16 protein-coding genes are annotated in these 16,478 nt (G+C 40.1%); 8 read left to right on the top strand and 8 right to left on the bottom strand.

Annotation, left to right across the window (positions count from 1 at the left end; all coding sequences use genetic code 11):
* The first annotated feature begins 87 nt into the window (after nt 1-87).
* Both ACYQ2D_RS09265 and ACYQ2D_RS09260 read left to right on the top strand, forming a co-directional pair.
* Complete coding sequence (locus tag ACYQ2D_RS09265) at nt 88-1,086, top strand: DUF6017 domain-containing protein (protein WP_008977295.1); 999 nt, start codon at nt 88-90, stop codon at nt 1,084-1,086.
* A 10-nt stretch (nt 1,087-1,096) separates the two neighbouring features.
* The gene (locus ACYQ2D_RS09260; RefSeq protein ID WP_009246955.1) at nt 1,097-1,393 is read left to right on the top strand and encodes a hypothetical protein; all 297 of its coding nucleotides are present in this window, start codon (nt 1,097-1,099) and stop codon (nt 1,391-1,393) included.
* A 98-nt stretch (nt 1,394-1,491) separates the two neighbouring features.
* Here the strand turns inward: ACYQ2D_RS09260 and ACYQ2D_RS09255 are convergent, their stop codons facing one another.
* From ACYQ2D_RS09255 to ACYQ2D_RS09230, 6 genes are all read right to left on the bottom strand, one after another.
* Nucleotides 1,492-2,400 carry a radical SAM mobile pair protein B gene (locus ACYQ2D_RS09255; protein WP_204454663.1) on the bottom strand — a complete coding sequence of 303 codons (909 nt, stop codon included), beginning with the start codon at nt 2,398-2,400 and terminating at the stop codon, nt 1,492-1,494.
* Nucleotides 2,388-3,077: a radical SAM mobile pair protein A gene (locus ACYQ2D_RS09250; RefSeq protein WP_204454661.1), complete on the bottom strand. Its 690-nt coding sequence runs from the start codon at nt 3,075-3,077 to the stop codon at nt 2,388-2,390. Before ACYQ2D_RS09250 ends, ACYQ2D_RS09255 begins: the two co-directional genes overlap by 13 nt.
* On the bottom strand, nt 3,074-3,511 hold the full coding sequence (locus ACYQ2D_RS09245) for a radical SAM mobile pair system MarR family transcriptional regulator (RefSeq protein WP_015567822.1): 438 nt from the start codon (nt 3,509-3,511) through the stop codon (nt 3,074-3,076). Before ACYQ2D_RS09245 ends, ACYQ2D_RS09250 begins: the two co-directional genes overlap by 4 nt.
* A gap of 224 nt (nt 3,512-3,735) precedes the next feature.
* The gene (locus ACYQ2D_RS09240; protein WP_459785234.1) at nt 3,736-4,338 is read right to left on the bottom strand and encodes a Type 1 glutamine amidotransferase-like domain-containing protein; all 603 of its coding nucleotides are present in this window, start codon (nt 4,336-4,338) and stop codon (nt 3,736-3,738) included.
* Nucleotides 4,339-4,596: 258 nt separating this feature from the next.
* Nucleotides 4,597-5,043, bottom strand: coding sequence for a hypothetical protein (locus tag ACYQ2D_RS09235; RefSeq protein WP_204454839.1), 447 nt, complete (start codon nt 5,041-5,043; stop codon nt 4,597-4,599).
* A gap of 68 nt (nt 5,044-5,111) precedes the next feature.
* On the bottom strand, nt 5,112-5,822 hold the full coding sequence (locus tag ACYQ2D_RS09230) for a hypothetical protein (protein ID WP_204454837.1): 711 nt from the start codon (nt 5,820-5,822) through the stop codon (nt 5,112-5,114).
* A gap of 132 nt (nt 5,823-5,954) precedes the next feature.
* Here ACYQ2D_RS09230 and ACYQ2D_RS09225 point away from each other — a divergent pair, with 132 nt between their 5' ends.
* The gene (locus ACYQ2D_RS09225) at nt 5,955-6,116 is read left to right on the top strand and encodes a type II toxin-antitoxin system antitoxin (RefSeq protein ID WP_204454835.1); all 162 of its coding nucleotides are present in this window, start codon (nt 5,955-5,957) and stop codon (nt 6,114-6,116) included.
* A 59-nt stretch (nt 6,117-6,175) separates the two neighbouring features.
* Here ACYQ2D_RS09225 and ACYQ2D_RS09220 read toward each other — a convergent pair whose 3' ends face one another.
* A complete protein-coding gene (locus ACYQ2D_RS09220; protein ID WP_243272319.1) occupies nt 6,176-6,691 on the bottom strand; it encodes an ImmA/IrrE family metallo-endopeptidase in 516 nt (171 codons plus the stop codon).
* 93 nt (nt 6,692-6,784) lie between these two features.
* Nucleotides 6,785-7,195 (bottom strand): helix-turn-helix domain-containing protein, encoded by a 411-nt coding sequence (locus tag ACYQ2D_RS09215; RefSeq protein WP_009263234.1) that lies wholly within the window; start codon nt 7,193-7,195, stop codon nt 6,785-6,787.
* A 305-nt stretch (nt 7,196-7,500) separates the two neighbouring features.
* Between ACYQ2D_RS09215 and ACYQ2D_RS09210 the strand changes: the two genes are divergently transcribed.
* The 5 genes from ACYQ2D_RS09210 (at nt 7,501) to ACYQ2D_RS09190 (ending at nt 16,429) form a co-directional block, all read left to right on the top strand.
* Nucleotides 7,501-8,772 (top strand): Y-family DNA polymerase, encoded by a 1,272-nt coding sequence (locus ACYQ2D_RS09210; RefSeq protein ID WP_204454833.1) that lies wholly within the window; start codon nt 7,501-7,503, stop codon nt 8,770-8,772.
* A gap of 11 nt (nt 8,773-8,783) precedes the next feature.
* The gene (locus tag ACYQ2D_RS09205; RefSeq protein ID WP_204454832.1) at nt 8,784-9,200 is read left to right on the top strand and encodes a hypothetical protein; all 417 of its coding nucleotides are present in this window, start codon (nt 8,784-8,786) and stop codon (nt 9,198-9,200) included.
* A gap of 229 nt (nt 9,201-9,429) precedes the next feature.
* Nucleotides 9,430-9,666, top strand: a complete 237-nt coding sequence (locus ACYQ2D_RS09200; protein WP_009268912.1) for a hypothetical protein — start codon at nt 9,430-9,432, stop codon at nt 9,664-9,666.
* A 443-nt stretch (nt 9,667-10,109) separates the two neighbouring features.
* Nucleotides 10,110-10,730, top strand: coding sequence for a sigma-70 family RNA polymerase sigma factor (locus tag ACYQ2D_RS09195; protein ID WP_204454830.1), 621 nt, complete (start codon nt 10,110-10,112; stop codon nt 10,728-10,730).
* 470 nt (nt 10,731-11,200) lie between these two features.
* Entirely contained in the window at nt 11,201-16,429 is a 5,229-nt protein-coding gene (locus tag ACYQ2D_RS09190) for a SpaA isopeptide-forming pilin-related protein (RefSeq protein ID WP_204454828.1), read from the top strand.
* The last annotated feature ends 49 nt before the right edge of the window (nt 16,430-16,478 follow it).

Below are 16,478 nucleotides of genomic sequence, written 5' to 3'. Positions count from 1 at the left end.
TTGTCAAAATAAGATAACCCGAAGAAAGAATAGATGCAGAAGTTTAAAAAAAGGACTTCTATGAGAGAAAGGAAGGGAGGAAGATACATGGACAAAAAAATGAATTTTAAATATTTTTATGGAACAGAAGCAGACCAGTTTAGTTTTTACAGAATACCCAAAGCGTTATTTACCAATGACTGCTTTAAGGATCTTTCCAGTGATGCGAAAATCTTATACGGTTTGATGTTGGACAGAATGTCTTTATCCATTAAGAATCAGTGGTTTGATGAAGAAAATCGGGCATATATCTATTTTTCCATTGAAGATATCATGGAATTATTGAATTGTGGCAGAAATAAAGCAGTGAAATCTCTTCAGGAGCTGGATGATGAAAAAGGGATAGGATTAATTGAAAAGCGCAGGCAGGGCTTTGGAAAGGTTACGATCATCTATGTAAAATCATTTGTTCAGGAGGAATGTGAGGAAGAGAAAAAAGAGAAATCAAAGATGGTGAAGTTTACAAATCAAACTTCTGTAGAGAAAGAAGGGACAGAAGAAGTTTACAATTCAAACTTCAAGAAGTCCCAAAATCAAACTTCAAGAAGTCCTGAAAATAAACTTCAAGAAGTTTACAATTCAAACTCTAATAATACTAATATTAACAATACTAATCAGAATAATAATAAATCGAATCATATCGTATCTGCAGATGTGATGGGATCCGAGGATGATGAGATGGAAACGCTACGGGCGTATCAATCTTTGATCAAAGAAAATCTGGATTATGAGTCTCTGTTAGTGAGTCATCCTCATGACAAAGATCAAATTGATGAAATTGTGGATCTGATTGTAGAGACTGTTATGTGTAAGAGTGAGAAAGTATTGATTGCAAGCAACTGGTATTCAGGAGCTTTGGTAAGGGGAAAATTCATGAAGCTGGATTATTCCCATGTGGAGTATGTGCTGCATTGTCTGGAAGGAAATACGAGTAAAATCAAGAATATCAAGAAATATTTACTTGCGGCATTGTTCAATGCTCCTTCAACGATAAGTGGATATTACCGGGCAGAAGTAAATCATGATATGCCGTGGCTGGCAAGATAGGAGGACAGATATGGGTATTTTAAAAGTGGCAGGAAAAGTGTTATTGATTCCATTGTGGTTTATCATTTCGATCATAGGTGCCGGAGTGAAGCTGCTGGTACATATGGTGGCAATCGCAAAAAAGATATTGGGATTGGGAATTATGGCGTTGTTCATTGGAACAGTAATCTGTTATCAAGACTGGCTACAGGCAGCTTTTCTGGCTTGTATGGGAGGTGTTCTGATCTTTATCTTATTTGCCGGAGAATTTATAGATACTGTAATCGACTTACTTAGAGAAAAAATATGTACATTGATTTTAGGTTAAGAAAAGATGACAGTTAAAGTAGCCTTAGTGATTTCAGATAAAAATTATAGAGCCTCTCCTTCAGGGAAAGGCTCTATAAGAAAAGTCCAAACTGAAATTTAGCGATTTCTTTTTCCGGTATTCTCTGTCCCACGGATTTCCTCATGATAGAAATAATCTACGATTACCGGATGTCCCTGCGGGACTCTGCCATAAGGCATTTCATTATCCACAAAGGCACAATCATACTTCTTAGCCATTTTCTCAGCTTTTACTTCAAGTGCTTCAAAGTAGCTGCGGTTATGCTTGTTATAGATCTCGTCGTAAAGTGGTACAAGATCAGGATATTTTCCGGCGATATAATCCATAATTGTCTTTTTGAAACCGCCTCGAAGATTGAGATTTTCGAGCCAGAACAGATCGCACTGATCCTTTACCCGCTCAAAGATTGCTTCAAAATCCGTGATACCGGGGAATACCGGGGATACGAAACAGACTGTACGGATACCTGCCTCATATACCTGCTTCATAGCAGCGATACGGTGCTCAATGCTCGAAGCAGAATCCATATCGTTCTTGAAATTTTCATCTAGTGTGTTGATCGACCATGAAACGGTTACACGTCCAAGCTTCTTCAGCAGATCAATATCCCGTACCACAAGATCTGACTTTGTGCAGATCAGAATATCTGCGTCACTGCCGATCAGCTGCTCCAGAAGTTTTCTGGTATTCCCGAATTGCTCCTCCTGTGGATTGTAGCCATCTGTCACAGAACCGATGACCACCCGCTGTCTGGCATATTTCTTCGGATTTTTAATTTCCGGCCAATGCTTCACATCAAGGAAAGTGCCCCATTCCTCCTTGTGCCCGGTAAAGCGCTTCATAAAAGAAGCATAGCAATACTTGCAGGCATGTGTACAGCCCACATAGGGATTGACCGAGTAACCGCCTACCGGCAGACTAGACTTAGTCATGATATTCTTTGTTTCCACCTCACGAATGAGGATTCCATTTATTACTTCTTCCATGATTTCTGTACCTCTAACACTTTATTAAATTCTTTCGGCATTTCCTGAATCATATTTTCATCCCCTATGATAGGGACAAGGTCTTCCTTCATAAACACCGGAATGCCGAGCTTATGTGCCTGGTTCGTCAGAGACCATGCCCATTCCGGCTCCGTATGAATCTTCCTGCTCTGAGCTCCGGTCATGGTGCCCACAACGATCCAATTGATTCCGGAAAGGTCAACTGTGCCGGGATCGTCGAATAACGGCTCAAAGGTAACATGGTAATGTTTTGCTCTAACGTTTTTCCGAAGGGCGTCGATACGCCACAGTTCTGCTTTCCTCGTCACCGTAATGCCAAACCATGCGTTTTCCAGATCGGTATCAAAATCCAGCAAATCAGGTCGCTTGGTAAGGAACAGGAACTGATGCTGTGGATTTTCACGGATCTTTGCAAATACCTCGTCTCTCCATTCCGGCTTCCATCCGGAGAGATCGCTCATCCCAGTAAGAAGAAAGTTCTGCGGACGTTTCTTTTCCATCATCTTGAGCTTACCCGGAAAGAATTCAGGGTCAGCGAAGTCATCAATCATATGCCAGCGTTTCACGTTGTTGCGGGCATAGCAATATGCACACCCCACTGTGCAGCCAATGACGATATTCATGTTCTGAATCTGATCTTTGATACAAATACTCATGACTTCTGCCACTCCTCAAGATTCTTTCTGATGCGGTCGAGGCATTCCTCAAACCGGGTAATTTCTTCCTCTGAAAAACCTTTGTAGTAAATACTGCCCATCTCATCAGATACAGAATCGTACTCGCCCTTTAAGGCATGTGCTTTCTCAGTCAGAAACAGGAGTGTTTTCCTTTTGTCCGTTTTAGACTGAACACGGCTTATCAGCCCTTGATTTTCCATTCTTTCCAGCATCGTAGTAAGAGATGTTATCGCTAATCCGCATTTAGTCGAGAGTGACCTGATTGAGATACCATCCTCCTGCCACAGCACATAAAGAATACGTCCCTGGGCTCCATTAAACGCATCAATATTCTTTTCACTGAGAATCTTCTCGAAAATCCGGTCTCCAAGCTGTTTTATTTTGGTGACAAGAAATCCTCCATTCATTTCCATACAAAAGCTCCTATATAGTAGTTTATTAAAAACATACTATATAGGAGCTTTATTGTCAAGAGTTTATATGTCTTAATAGGTAAATTCCGTTTTTTTCAATTCTCCAAACTGGAACTTGTCGGGGCAAAGCCCCTCCATCTTGCTACGCAAGACCGTTCTGTCGCTTAAAAGCCCCACTGGGGCTTTCATTGTTCTGCTTCGCTCCACAAACGCGAATTTTCAAATTAGTCTTTGCAAATAACCTTTGAACCTTCACCATCAATTACAATTCCCTGACGGTTGTTAATTGGGCATAGATTCAAATCCGAAAACTCAGTCATTATTTTCTCGGTAACTTTCTTAAATGGTGCTGTAAGATAATGCGGAAGAACATAGAAATCAATCAAATCAAGCCCTGCATCATCTTCTTGTGAGTAGTCCTCCGGCTTTTCATCCATTTGCTCGATATAGTGGATGCTTGGAGCGCATATAATCGCACCTGCCGATTCACCAATCATCAGTTTTCCCTTTGCCAATTCTTTCTTCAACAGCTCATCCGTTCCCGTTTTACGGAGCTGGTCTATAAGGAAAAAAGAATTTCCGCCGGTAAAATATATCACATCCGCATCTTCAAAAACAGACTGTATCGTTGAATAAGCCTCCGTTGAAATATCAATTTCAGTTACGATTGCTCCCAACTTTTTGAATAATTTTCGAGCCGAGCCGACATAACCGGTGTAGCCTTCACGCAGCGAAGCTGTTGGAATAAATGCGATTTTTTTATTTTCAATTTCTTCCTTTATCAGACTTCCTACACTTGAAAAGTGCGAACATAAAAACAGTTTCATCAATATTCTCCTTTATATATAAATTCCGATTTGTTGCTTACATTATACTCTATCAACCTAAAGAATGGAAGATTTTTTCTTGCCTCCCAAAGCAAAAGCACCTGTCATTTTCAAAACGAAAACAGCAAGTGCCTTAGAGTTCCATATTTAATTTTAGGTGCAAAAAAGCAGGAGATCTTTTCAGATTTCCTGCTTAGCAAAGCTGTGAAGATTTAATTGTGGTTGGGTTGCCAGTTATACAAACTGGAAGTTATCTTATTATTCAACTATATCCCCATATTCTGTATGTGGTAAATACCTTACAGTTGTTTTATCTCCTAAATCGCTACCTGCTCCCCAATACTTTAAAGAATGTTCTTCTCCAGTTTTCTCATCTCTAATATGTATTCTTCTTTCACTATTAGAGTTTTCTCCAGACATTGCGCCTTGTGTGACTTCTCCGGTAACTTCAACTAAATTATCAGATAGTAAATAAGGTATATCCAAGCAACAAGGAACAGTTATAAATATACCGAGAATCAATAAGCCAACAACTGCCATTACATTGATTATTTTTTCCCAATTTTGATATTTTCTTTTTTCTTTTTCATTGACCGCCTTTCGTTTAATAAACTTTCCTTTTTTCTTTCTATGCAAAATATACATAATTAAAGCTATAAAGGATATGATAATCAGCCCAAAAGTTCTAAATATCAAAAATATCATACATTCGCTCTCCTTTCAGAATTTTTATAAACTTCTGATTTGTCGTTTTTTTCAGTATATCATAATTTTTATCTTTCCAGTAGATAAAAGGCTTTTGTTTCTACGGAATTGTCTTCAAAATCCATTTCTACATAATAATCCCGGATGAAAATTGATTGATAATAATCTTGTAAGGAATAGATATCAAGAGTTTTAAAATCGACCAAACAAAGCGGTATTGGTTCTTTTTTTTCATCTTTATATTTCCAATATTTTAAGGAAGCAGCAACTTTATCAAGACAACTTTGGCAGAGATGATCCGTTAGATTTTTTTTGTTCAATTTATAGTTTTCCGGTAACGTGATATCTATCTCAGCCATTCCGCGGGAAACATCTCCATGAGAGGAATACGTGATTTCGCCTGTGTTTCCGAAAAGGACATTTGAACTGGTTTTATTTGGTATTTCATTTCCGTTTTCATCATATGCTTTTAGTTGGAAATCTAAGACATACCAGTCATTGAGGGAAATTAGTCCAACCGTATCAAATTTTCGATAATAGTCCATCATACTATAATCAGAACTTCCACATAAATAGCATGTAGAGATATCTTTCAGATTTGATTGCAGATCGTCAAAGGTTATTTCTGTCCGTTCTTTTGGGGCATCTGCTTTCAGGGAATATGTTAGAAAAATGCGGTGATGTATAGCATAACCGATGAGAAAGGATATAGCTAATAGGATGGTGCACCAGAATAAATCTTTTCTGATATGATAATATTTTTTTCTTTTTTCATGCATAATTGAATTCCTCCGTGAAAAAATATAGTGTACTTAAAATAAGTCCATTTAAAACATTCTACCATTATTTGTATTTAAAATGAACTTGAAATATGAACTTAATATGTACTTATAGAGATGGAGAGAATAATCATGGAGAAAGAGAAGCATTTAGGATTACGGATTGATGCTGGAACGCATAAAAAACTGAAAAGCCTGGCAGAATTTGAAGGGCGTTCGATCAATGGAGAAGTGCTATATTTAATACGTCAGGCAATCATGGAGTTTGAAAATAAGCATGGAGAACTGAAATAAAAGAATCTTTACATATGGATACAAGAAAAGCCCGTTCGGTTGTATGGAACGGGCAAATTTTATTTGGCCAGGAAGTTGCTCTGTATTTCCAGTGGCATATTGTAGTTCTGACCGCGCTTGATCAGACTGTATAACTTGAAGCTCATGAGTTCCGGACTGGAATTTAAGCAGCTACAGAGCCCGAAATAGTTCAGATCTTCGTTCTTTGACAGGTCTGCGATTTCTTTATCATCCAGGATAAGATCTGCAGCGAAAAGGTTCGCTTCGTATTCCGTATTATCCCTCATGTTATATAAGACATCATCTTTCATCGGCGCCATTTTGAGATGAGAGCGATGCAGAATGATGTGACCGAGTTCGTGGGCGGCAACAATCTTTTTCTCTTCCTCAGATAGAAAACTGCTTACCATAACATAAATGGTCTGGCAGCTCATGAAACAGTATCCTTTTAATTTTTCGTAGCGGTCTGTTTCTCCAACGATCACGTTCATTTCCTCCAATATCTCAAAAGGATCCCTGGTCTTGAACTTTTTTACAAGTTTTTCTACTTTGTTGTAAATATATGAATTCCCCAAATATATCACCTCGTGTATGAATCAAACAGAAGCGGGTAATGTTACTTCTGACAATAAAACTATATCCTATAGGCTGTCCAATAATCACCCCATCTATTTGGCATCTAAATATTTCTTTGGTGTAAATTTCTTTGCACGTCTCTTGGAATCCAGATATAAAGACTGGATCTCATCCATAAAGGCTGTTTTGTCTTCATCAGAAAGTTCCCCGCCGGCGAACATTGCAGCGGCCTGTTCTAAGATCTGCTGAGCCTGTTTTGCTCCACGGTTTCCAAATTGTTCAGATGCTTCTGTGATAAAAGCCTCTTCTTCTGTCATGAGATAGGAGATATCGCAGCTTAAAATGTCTGCAAGTTTCTGGTAAAGGTCATGTTTCTTTGGATAACGGCCTTCAATTTCCCATCCCCGAACAGTCCGAAGGGAGACACCGACAGCATCGGCTAATTGGGTTTGGTTGAGTCCTTTGTTCTTTCTTAAATTTTTCACTTTTTCACCGAATGTCATAAAAATACCTACTTTCTAATTGGCGTTTCAGGATCTTTATGTATGATGCTGAAACGGGATAGGAAATAAATTTCCTATAATCAACAAGTTGCCTCTTGACAAGAGGCGAATGATTGCCTATAATGTGAATCACAACAGAACGGCAACTACTTGCCTATAATATAAATGATATTTCCTTTCTTGTCAATGGATTTACTGAAAATTGCCTATTTTGGCACGATCTCTATCGTGTGAAAAAGAACTGGGATGAGATCTGATTGCTTAGGGGAAGGAGAAAGATAGGCAACTTATGGGAGGTGATTGATTTGAAACAGAAGGAAACATTCCTCTGTATTGATCTGAAATCTTTTTATGCTTCTGTTGAGTGTGTGGAAAGAGGACTGGATCCGTTTACTACCAATCTGGTTGTTGCAGATCCGGACCGATCGGTATCCACCATTTGCCTTGCTATCACGCCGGCTATGAAAAAGCTGGGGATCCGTAACCGTTGCAGGATCCATGAGATACCGGATCATATCGAATATATTGTGGCAAAACCGAGGATGCAGCTCTATATGGAGTATTCGGCAAGGATATACGGGATTTATTTAAACTATGTGGCAAAAGAAGATATCCATGTTTACAGTGTGGATGAGTGCTTTATGGATGTCACAAGATACCTTTCCCTGTATCACCTTACAGCGAAAGAAATGGCACAAAAACTGATGAATGCGGTCATGGAAGAAACCGGAATTACAGCAACAGCAGGAATTGGAACTAATCTGTATCTTGCAAAGATCGCAATGGATATTGTGGCAAAACATATAGAGGATCATATCGGGATCCTGGATGAGATCTCTTACCGGGAACAGTTATGGGAACATAAACCATTGAGTGATTTCTGGCGCATTGGTTCCAGAACAGAGAGAAAATTAGCCGGATATGGAATCCAAACGATGGGAGATATCGCACTTGCCTCTATCCAGTCGGAAGACTGGCTGTATAAAATGTTTGGGATCGATGCAGAACTATTGATCGATCATGCATGGGGCTGTGAGTCCTGTAAAATGAGTGATATCAAAAATTATCATACAGAAGAGCATAGTCTTTCCAATGGACAGGTATTGATGAGAAATTACACATTTGAAGAAGCTGCTGTTGTTGTAAGAGAAATGACAGATGTACTGGTTTTGGATCTGGTGGAAAAGGGACTGGTAACGAATTCTGTAACCTTGTGGATCGCTTACGATTATCGTTTTGAAAGGGAGCCATCGAAAGGAACCGTAAGGTTTCCGGATCGTACCAATCGTTCCAAGGAAATGATCGATACAGTAGAAGCGCTTTATCGAAAGATCGCAGATCCACATACCGGGATCAGACGGATAGAAATCATTGCAAATAAGATAACACCAGAAGGCTATCAGCAATATACTCTTTTCCAGGATTCCATAAAAGCAGAAAAGGAAAGACATCTGCAGGAAGCAGTATTACAGGTGAAAAAGCGTTATGGAAAGAATGCGATCATGCGGGGATCCAATCTGTTGGAATGTTCTACCTATCGGGAAAGAAATAATCAGGTTGGGGGACATCGTGCGTAGGAGGTGAAAGTATGCTGGCAAAGGCTTATCAGAAATATTTATATATTCCGAGACCGGTTTCCAAGAGATATCCTATGGATGTGCAGCACAGAGCGAAGCAATTTGCCCCCTTTGCAGCACTTCGGGGATTTGAGGAGATCGTTCGGAAACAGGAAGTTCTTTATGAACAAAGGAAGGTCTTATCCGAAGAACAAAAATGTGGATTGGATAGGAAGCTACAGATGGTTTCTGTTGGAATGAAGATACAGGCAACCTATTTTAAAGAAAGCCGGGAAATGAAACCGGCAGGCCAGTATCATACGATTTGCGGAACCGTTGAATTTTTTGATCCATCGATTCATTTACGGATTGATGATACGATCATTTTGATCCCGGATCTTTGTGAGTTATCCGGAGATATATTTGAAGAATTGGAATTACCTTGTTAAATACAATCGGCAGAAATTCTTAGGATCCTGGGTGAGTGGGAATCCGGAGAGAATAAGGATGGATGCGCCAGATCAACAAAGCAGGTCTGGGATTTGATGATCATGCTGTTCGTGCAGCTTTGGCACTTACGGAATGGACAACATGATGCTCATAAGGCGGATTTGATTTCCCTTTGATCCGTTGAGTAATAAAATGGAATTTTTTATTATTGCTTAAAGGAGGAAGCCTATGGGATCAGATGCTATCAGATGGCATGTACATTGCTCTGTATGCGGAGCATTTATTGAAAAAAGCGCGCATTGCGATTCAGAAGTAGAATGTAAGAAATGTAGAAGCACTTTGGAGATTTTAGTAAAAGATGATATTGTTTCAGTACGGCCTTTGCACATCAAAGACGAAAAACTGAAAGAAAGAATGCGGGTATATTCGCAAAAAGTGATGAATTCCCGAAAGGAAACTAAATAAAATGAGCTATTAGGATAAGCGGTGGATTTGGCTGGAACCATCAAGGCTGCACCTGATAGCAAGAGTTTGTCAAGGAGCTGAACCTGACTGGAATCATGAAGAGCCCGGCAAAACATTTGCAGATACAATGCAGGATGATATTTCATTCTGTGTCTGTGGAAGCATTTGTTTTGCCGGCTTTTTTTGTTTTCTCAAAAATTTTAAAAAAGTTGAGTTTTTAACCTGTAAAACAGGGCTTTTTCCTTTCTATATATAGAGGGCAAAGTTTCGTGTGCAAAAATCAGAGAGGATACGGAATTTTGTATGATATAGCCGAAGGAGGTAATTACATAGGAGCTGCGGGCTCCCGTTCAAAAAAAACGGGTGAGTTCGTGGCTAATTGTGATGAGATTTTTATAGAGTTCATGGATCACCCGTAGCCGTAAGGCAGAAAGGTGGTCCATATGTTGACATTAAAAGAATTAAAGAAAGTAGTAAAAGTGGCAGGTATGACAAAGAGAGTCCCTTCTGAAAAGGCGTTAGAAAAAGAAGAGATTGTAGTAAAGGAAATTCTGAGTGGGGAATGTGATATTACCGTTTACGCAAATGGGTATGTGTTATACAGGGAAAACGGAAAGAAAACCATCTTTCCACTCCATTCCTGTAAAGATTATCAATACATGGATGTGAAGGAAGATCGAAGCATTATGAACGAAGAATTTTTTGACAACGAAAATTGGTACATTCGTTTGTTAATGGAAGCAACGGATCGTATGGAAATAAATCAGACTAAGGTGGCATCAAACCATAGACTCGTTTCGTATAGCGATTATGCGGATGATAGGATCTTACTGCTAGATCCAGCTTCAGATTTTCTCGACCAGTATATTGAAAAAGAGATGGTTCGCGATTTCTTAGGTTGTCTGACTGCCAGACAGAAAGAAATCATCCAGTTATTTTACTTTGAAGAAATGAATCAAGAGAAGATTGCGGACTATCTTGGGATCAGACAGCAGAGTGTTTGTGAAATGATGCAAAGAGCACTTTCTGTCATGAAAAAACATGCAGATGCAGAAGAAAATTAAAAAAAATCAAAAAAATTTAAAAAGCACCCTGTAAAACAGGCCATTTTCCTTTCGTTATATGAAGACGTTTGTAAGAAACACTTCATGTACCTTGAAAAGAGAATAGCCTGCCCGGAGTGATATCTGCCTTGAATGTGCATTGTGCGTGTCCTGACAGAGAAAACGTTTTGGAGATATGGACTCTAAAACAGGAACGGATCCGGGGAAGAGAACAGGAAAACGCTTAAATCTTAAATAAAAAATAATTGTCTGAATCAAAATGAGGATGACAGTAGAAATCATATGGCGGTGTTTGTTTGAAAAGGCAGATACCGCCATATACTTGTGCTGTTATCTCGGCAAAAGTGCTGACTGTCCCAAATAGCACAAGACCAGGAAAGGAGGGGATTATTTTCAGGAAAGAATGATGGAAAACGATGAACAAGTATAACGGATAAATAAGATTCAGAAGAAAGGAAGGATTTAAGAACATGAAAGTGAAACAAAAAACAAAGCGGGTTGTATCCGGATTGCTGACAGCGGTCACTCTTTTATCTACAGTGTTATCACCAATCAGCAGTTATGCTGCGGAGTTTCCCAAAGAAAGAAAACTGCCTCTTTTGGAAGAGGTACAAAGCCAGCTAGATGAAGATGAAATTGTTCTGGCAAAGGAGCATCAGGTGGAAGTGGGAACAAATTTTGATGTAAAAACAGATTTTACAGGGTTAGAGATCAAGGATGCAGCAAAGGTAAAGATTACTTTTGAGGAAGCAAAGAATGAGCAGGGAGAGGATTTTACAACATCCCACGCAGATACCTATAAAACTGTTTATCAGGTAGAAACGGTCAATCAGGAACATCCGAATTATCAGATCAGCAGAAATGTGGTCGTAAAGGAAATAGAAAAAGAGAGTAAAAGTCCTTCAGCAGATGCAGAGCAATCCGAAACAAAAGAGACGGAAGAGGATGAGGAGGATTCAGAGAAGCCGTCAGAAATCCCAACAGAGACACCGGATGTATCAGAAGGAAATGCTGCTTTTGCTGCTTTGGTAGAACAGATGACAGAACAGGATACCTTTGATGAAGGATCGGGATTAGCATTACATGATGTAATGGAACAGGCTGCAAATCAGGGAGTGGATTTTGAGGCTATGGAAACCGGAGAAGTTGCGACTTTTTCAGCAATAGCAGCCAGAGATGCAAGTGTAGGATCTCAGCAGGTAACTATTGAAAAAGGTCCAATATATCGATATGCAGACTATGGGCTTGGAACATATCTTACAGAGCCGTATTATATTTCTTATGGAAGTGTAAGAGCAACGGCTTATTGTATCCAGCCGGCAAAGCCAGGTCCGGGTTCCGGTACCTATACCATCACAAAGCTGGCTGATAATCAGGCTCTTGCAAAGGTCTGCTATTACGGTAGCGATGCGGCAGGTGCAGAAAGTTATTTTGCGAACAAGCACAGCGATTTTTCGGCTGGAAAGAGATTTATCCTTGTCCATATGGCGGCTGCTTATGCTTATGGCAGTAGTGATGCGTTCTATGGAACCAATGCAACAGGACAGGAACTAGCAATGGATATTTACAATTATTGTGTAAAGAAGCCTGAGATACCGGATGTGTCCATGTCATTTTCCGATGCCGATGTAAAGGCTTATGTAGAAGGAAATACACAGCGTACAAAGGAAATTACATTCCAGGCTGCAGGACAGCAGAGTGTGACAATCAGCCTTCCATCCGGAGTACGTTTTCACAACGTGAGTACAGGAAGTACAAGTACACCGGGAGCAAAGGTAACGGTCAAGGGAGGTACAAAGTTTTATCTTTCTGCGCCTCTGACACAGGCAGAAGATACCGCAGAAGTATTTGCTACAACCATGGCAGGTGGATTAAAGAAAGATTATTCTGCGTATAAACTGACAACGAATTCCAGTACTCAAGATCTTGCCTTTATTTTTGGAGAAGGTGTGGAAACAACAAATAAAGTAAGCCTGAATGTTACATGGACAAAGCAGGCGGAAATTGCGATTGTAAAAAATGATAAAGACACCGGAAATCATCTGGCAGGAGCCATCTATGGTGTTTACCGTGATAAGGAGTGCTCAGATCTGATCACGCAGATGCCTGAGACAGATCAAAAGGGCGCTTCTAAAGTAACCATCGAAAAAACACAGGATGCTGTGTATGTAAAAGAGATCCAGCCACCGGCAAATTATCAGGCAGATCCAACTGTTTATCCAGTAGATGTCAATATCGGTAAAACAAGTACAAAGAATGTTCTGAATGAACGTACTTATGCAAAGATCCATCTGATCAAAGAAGATGCAGAAACAGGGGCAAATCCACAAGGAGATGCGACTTTAAAAAGTGCGGTGTATGGCCTCTATGCGAGAGAAAACATTGTACATCCGGATGGAACAACAGGAATTGTCCATAAAGCCGGTGATCTTGTATCTACCTTAAAAGTAGATCAGAAGGGAGATGCGGTGGTAAAAGACCTGTATCTTGGAAAATATTTTGTAAAAGAGATCCAGGCGCCGGAAGGATATCTGTTAGACGAGACAGAGCATGATGTGGAATGTTCTTATGAAGGTGGCACAGTTCCAACGATAGAACGTACTGTGAAATCAACAGAACTTGTTATGAAACAGCCGTTCCAGATCATAAAAGCTGCGAACAATGGACAAACGGATGCAGATCTGTTAAAAGGGGCAGGTTTCAGCGCTTACTTAAAGAGCAGTCTGGAGAAAAAAGAGGATGGAAGTTATGATTTCTCCCATGCAGAGCCAGTCATTCTTACAGCAGATGGTAAAACGGAAATGTTCACAGATGAGAAAGGGTATGCGTGCAGTATTCCACTTCCATATGGAACGTATATTGTACGAGAAACAACCACGCCTCATAATTATAAACCGGTAGAGGATTTTGAGATTACCATCCGTGAAAACAATCCGGATAAACCGCAGGTTTGGAAGGTACTGTTGGACAAAGAATTTTCCGCAAAGTTAAAGATCATCAAAAAAGATGATGAAACAAAGAAACCGGTATTAGTAGCCGGCACAGAATTTAAAATTTATGATCTGGACCATAAGAAATATGTGGAACAGGTAACAACCTATCCTACGGTCACAGTCCATAAATCTTTCTTTACGGACAGCCAGGGATACTTGATCTTACCGAAAAACCTAGAGATCGGGCACTATCGTATTGAAGAAGTGACAGCACCGGATGGATATGTTGTGAACAAAAACTATGTAGAGATCACCGTGGATTCGGATACTGCCTATGAAGTAGATGGAGTAAGTGGAGATGTGATCATTGAAGTTTCCTATGAAGATCAGCCGGTAAAGGGAAATCTTGTTGTGTATAAGAAAGGTGAGATGCTTTCCGTTTTTGAGAACGACTTTATCTATAAAGAACAGTACCTTTCCGGGGCGGAATTTGAAGTGCGTGCTGCAGAGGATATCTGCACTCCGGACCATCAGAAAGATGCAAATGGAAACCGTATCGTACTTTATGCAAAGGATACGCTTGTGACAACGATCACAACGGGAGAGAGTGGAAAAGCTGTAGCAAAGGATCTGCCGCTTGGAAGATACTATGTAGTGGAAACAAAGGCACCGGAAGGATTTGTATTAAATCCGGAGCCGGTAAAGGTTGCATTAACTTATCAGGATCAGGATACACCGATCGTTGAAGCAGAAGCAATCGTAGGAAATGACAGACAGAAAGTCGCTATTTCCGTAGAAAAGCAGGATGCAGAAAATGGACAGGTATTATCTGGGGCTGTATTTGGCATCTATAATAAGAAAGATATCCGGGCAAATGGGAAAGTTCTTGTGAAAGCAGATACCTTATTACAGGAAATGACATCCAATGAGAACGGTATGGCAACATGCACCCTGGAGCTTCCATTTGGAGAATACTATGTAAAAGAATTGAAAGCGCCGGAAGGATTTGTTTCTTCGGATGAGGTGCTGGAATTTGTTGCAGAGTATCAGGGACAGGAGACAAAGATTGTTTCCTTACAGGCCGTAAAGAAGAATGAATCGACTACAGCAGAGTTTACAAAGTCTGATCTGACTACAGGCGTAGAGCTGGAGGGTGCAAGCCTGAAAGTGATTGATAAAGATGGAACAGTAATTGATGAATGGACTTCCGTAAAAGGGAAGCCACATGTGATCAAACGTCTTGCAGTAGGGGAAACTTATATTCTTCATGAAGAATTTGCTCCATACGGTTATCTGAAAGCAACGGATGTGACATTTACGGTCAAAGATACTGCTGAAGTACAGAAAGTGGAAATGAAGGATGAGGTTCCAAAAGGGCTTCTGATCATCAACAAAAAGGGAGAATTTTTAGAGAAGATCACTCTTCTGGATAATGTGAAAGGAACGGTAGAACATTTCTTTGAATATATCACAGGAAACTTAAGTAAAGTCACCTTTGAAGTCTATGCTGCAGAAGATATCAAGGCTGCGGATGGCGTAAGTGCAGATCATTATAAGAAAGATGAGCTGGTAGGCACGATCACAACCGATGAGAAGGGGATCGCAAAAATGGAAGACCTTCCGGTAGGAAAATATTATGTGAAGGAAGTGAAAACGGCACATGGTTTTGTACTGGATGGAGAGCCTAGATTTGTGGATCTGACCTATCGCGATCAGGATACGCCAGTGGTTACCTTTGATGAAGAATGGCAGAACAACCGCCAAAAGATAAAAGTAACGGTCCTTAAAAAAGAAAAGGAAACAGAACGTATGCTGGAAGGTGCGATCTTCGGCTTATTTACAAAAGAAGATATCAAAGGCAGAGATGGAAAAGTCCTGATGGAAGCCGGAACGTTGATCGAGCAGAAAACAACGGATGAAAATGGACAGATCCTTTTCAAAGCAGATCTTCCAGTGGATGGAACCTATATCGTAAAAGAAATCTATGCACCGGATGGTTTTGTGACATCGAATGAAGAAAAGGAATTCAGTTTTGAGTATGGAAAACCAGAAGAAGCTGAGGTTTCCTATGAGTTTGTTTTTGAAAATGAGCCGACAACGGTAGAACTTACGAAAACAGACCTTACCACAGGAAAAGAACTTCCGGGAGCTCATCTGAAGGTGACAGATGAAGATGGAAATGTAATTGAGGAGTGGGTATCTACAGATAAAGCCCATGTGATCAAGGAGCTGACAGTTGGAAAATCCTATACGATGACAGAAACAAAACCGGCAGATGGATATGTAACTGCTGAGAGTATTACCTTTACAGTAGAAAATACTGCAGAAATCCAGAAACAGGAGATGAAAGATGATGTGACAAAGGTGTTGATCTCGAAACAGGATATTGCAGGAAAAGAACTTCCAGGTGCAAAACTTACGATCTTAGATGAAGATGGAAAAGTGGTAGAAAGCTGGACATCTACAGAAGAGGCACATTATATAGAGATGCTTCCAATCGGAAAGTACACGCTCAGGGAAGAAACGGCACCGGAAGGTTATCTGGTTGCAAAGGATGTGGAATTTGAAGTAAAAGATACCGCCGAAGTGCAGAAGGTTGTTATGGTTGATGAGGAAAAACCAAAAGAAAGCACTCCGGAAGGTGGAAAACCTTCTAAAGATGCACCGAAGACTGGGGATAACACCAACTTGCTGTTATGGCTGATCGTGCTTGGAATGAGCTTAAGTGGAGTGGTAGTCCCTGGAAGAAAAATAAAGAAGAAATAATGTAAGGGAAAGCGTTCATGGAAACCTGAGGGAATCTGTGAACGCTTTT

The sequence above is a fragment of the Blautia stercoris genome (assembly GCF_054657695.1).
Note: the sequence above shows the minus strand (reverse complement) of the source record. Positions and strands in the feature narration are given on the sequence as shown.

Bases quoted from the DNA above. Each gene is read 5' to 3' on its own strand.
- ACYQ2D_RS09265 (WP_008977295.1), top strand. From the start codon at position 88: ATGGACAAAAAAATGAATTTTAAATATTTTTATGGAACAGAAGCAGAC.
- ACYQ2D_RS09260 (WP_009246955.1), top strand. From the start codon at position 1,097: ATGGGTATTTTAAAAGTGGCAGGAAAAGTGTTATTGATTCCATTGTGG.
- ACYQ2D_RS09255 (WP_204454663.1), bottom strand. From the start codon at position 2,400: ATGGAAGAAGTAATAAATGGAATCCTCATTCGTGAGGTGGAAACAAAG.
- ACYQ2D_RS09250 (WP_204454661.1), bottom strand. From the start codon at position 3,077: ATGAGTATTTGTATCAAAGATCAGATTCAGAACATGAATATCGTCATT.
- ACYQ2D_RS09245 (WP_015567822.1), bottom strand. From the start codon at position 3,511: ATGGAAATGAATGGAGGATTTCTTGTCACCAAAATAAAACAGCTTGGA.
- ACYQ2D_RS09240 (WP_459785234.1), bottom strand. From the start codon at position 4,338: ATGAAACTGTTTTTATGTTCGCACTTTTCAAGTGTAGGAAGTCTGATA.
- ACYQ2D_RS09235 (WP_204454839.1), bottom strand. From the start codon at position 5,043: ATGATATTTTTGATATTTAGAACTTTTGGGCTGATTATCATATCCTTT.
- ACYQ2D_RS09230 (WP_204454837.1), bottom strand. From the start codon at position 5,822: ATGCATGAAAAAAGAAAAAAATATTATCATATCAGAAAAGATTTATTC.
- ACYQ2D_RS09225 (WP_204454835.1), top strand. From the start codon at position 5,955: ATGGAGAAAGAGAAGCATTTAGGATTACGGATTGATGCTGGAACGCAT.
- ACYQ2D_RS09215 (WP_009263234.1), bottom strand. From the start codon at position 7,195: ATGACATTCGGTGAAAAAGTGAAAAATTTAAGAAAGAACAAAGGACTC.
- ACYQ2D_RS09205 (WP_204454832.1), top strand. From the start codon at position 8,784: ATGCTGGCAAAGGCTTATCAGAAATATTTATATATTCCGAGACCGGTT.
- ACYQ2D_RS09200 (WP_009268912.1), top strand. From the start codon at position 9,430: ATGGGATCAGATGCTATCAGATGGCATGTACATTGCTCTGTATGCGGA.
- ACYQ2D_RS09195 (WP_204454830.1), top strand. From the start codon at position 10,110: ATGTTGACATTAAAAGAATTAAAGAAAGTAGTAAAAGTGGCAGGTATG.
- ACYQ2D_RS09190 (WP_204454828.1), top strand. From the start codon at position 11,201: ATGAAAGTGAAACAAAAAACAAAGCGGGTTGTATCCGGATTGCTGACA.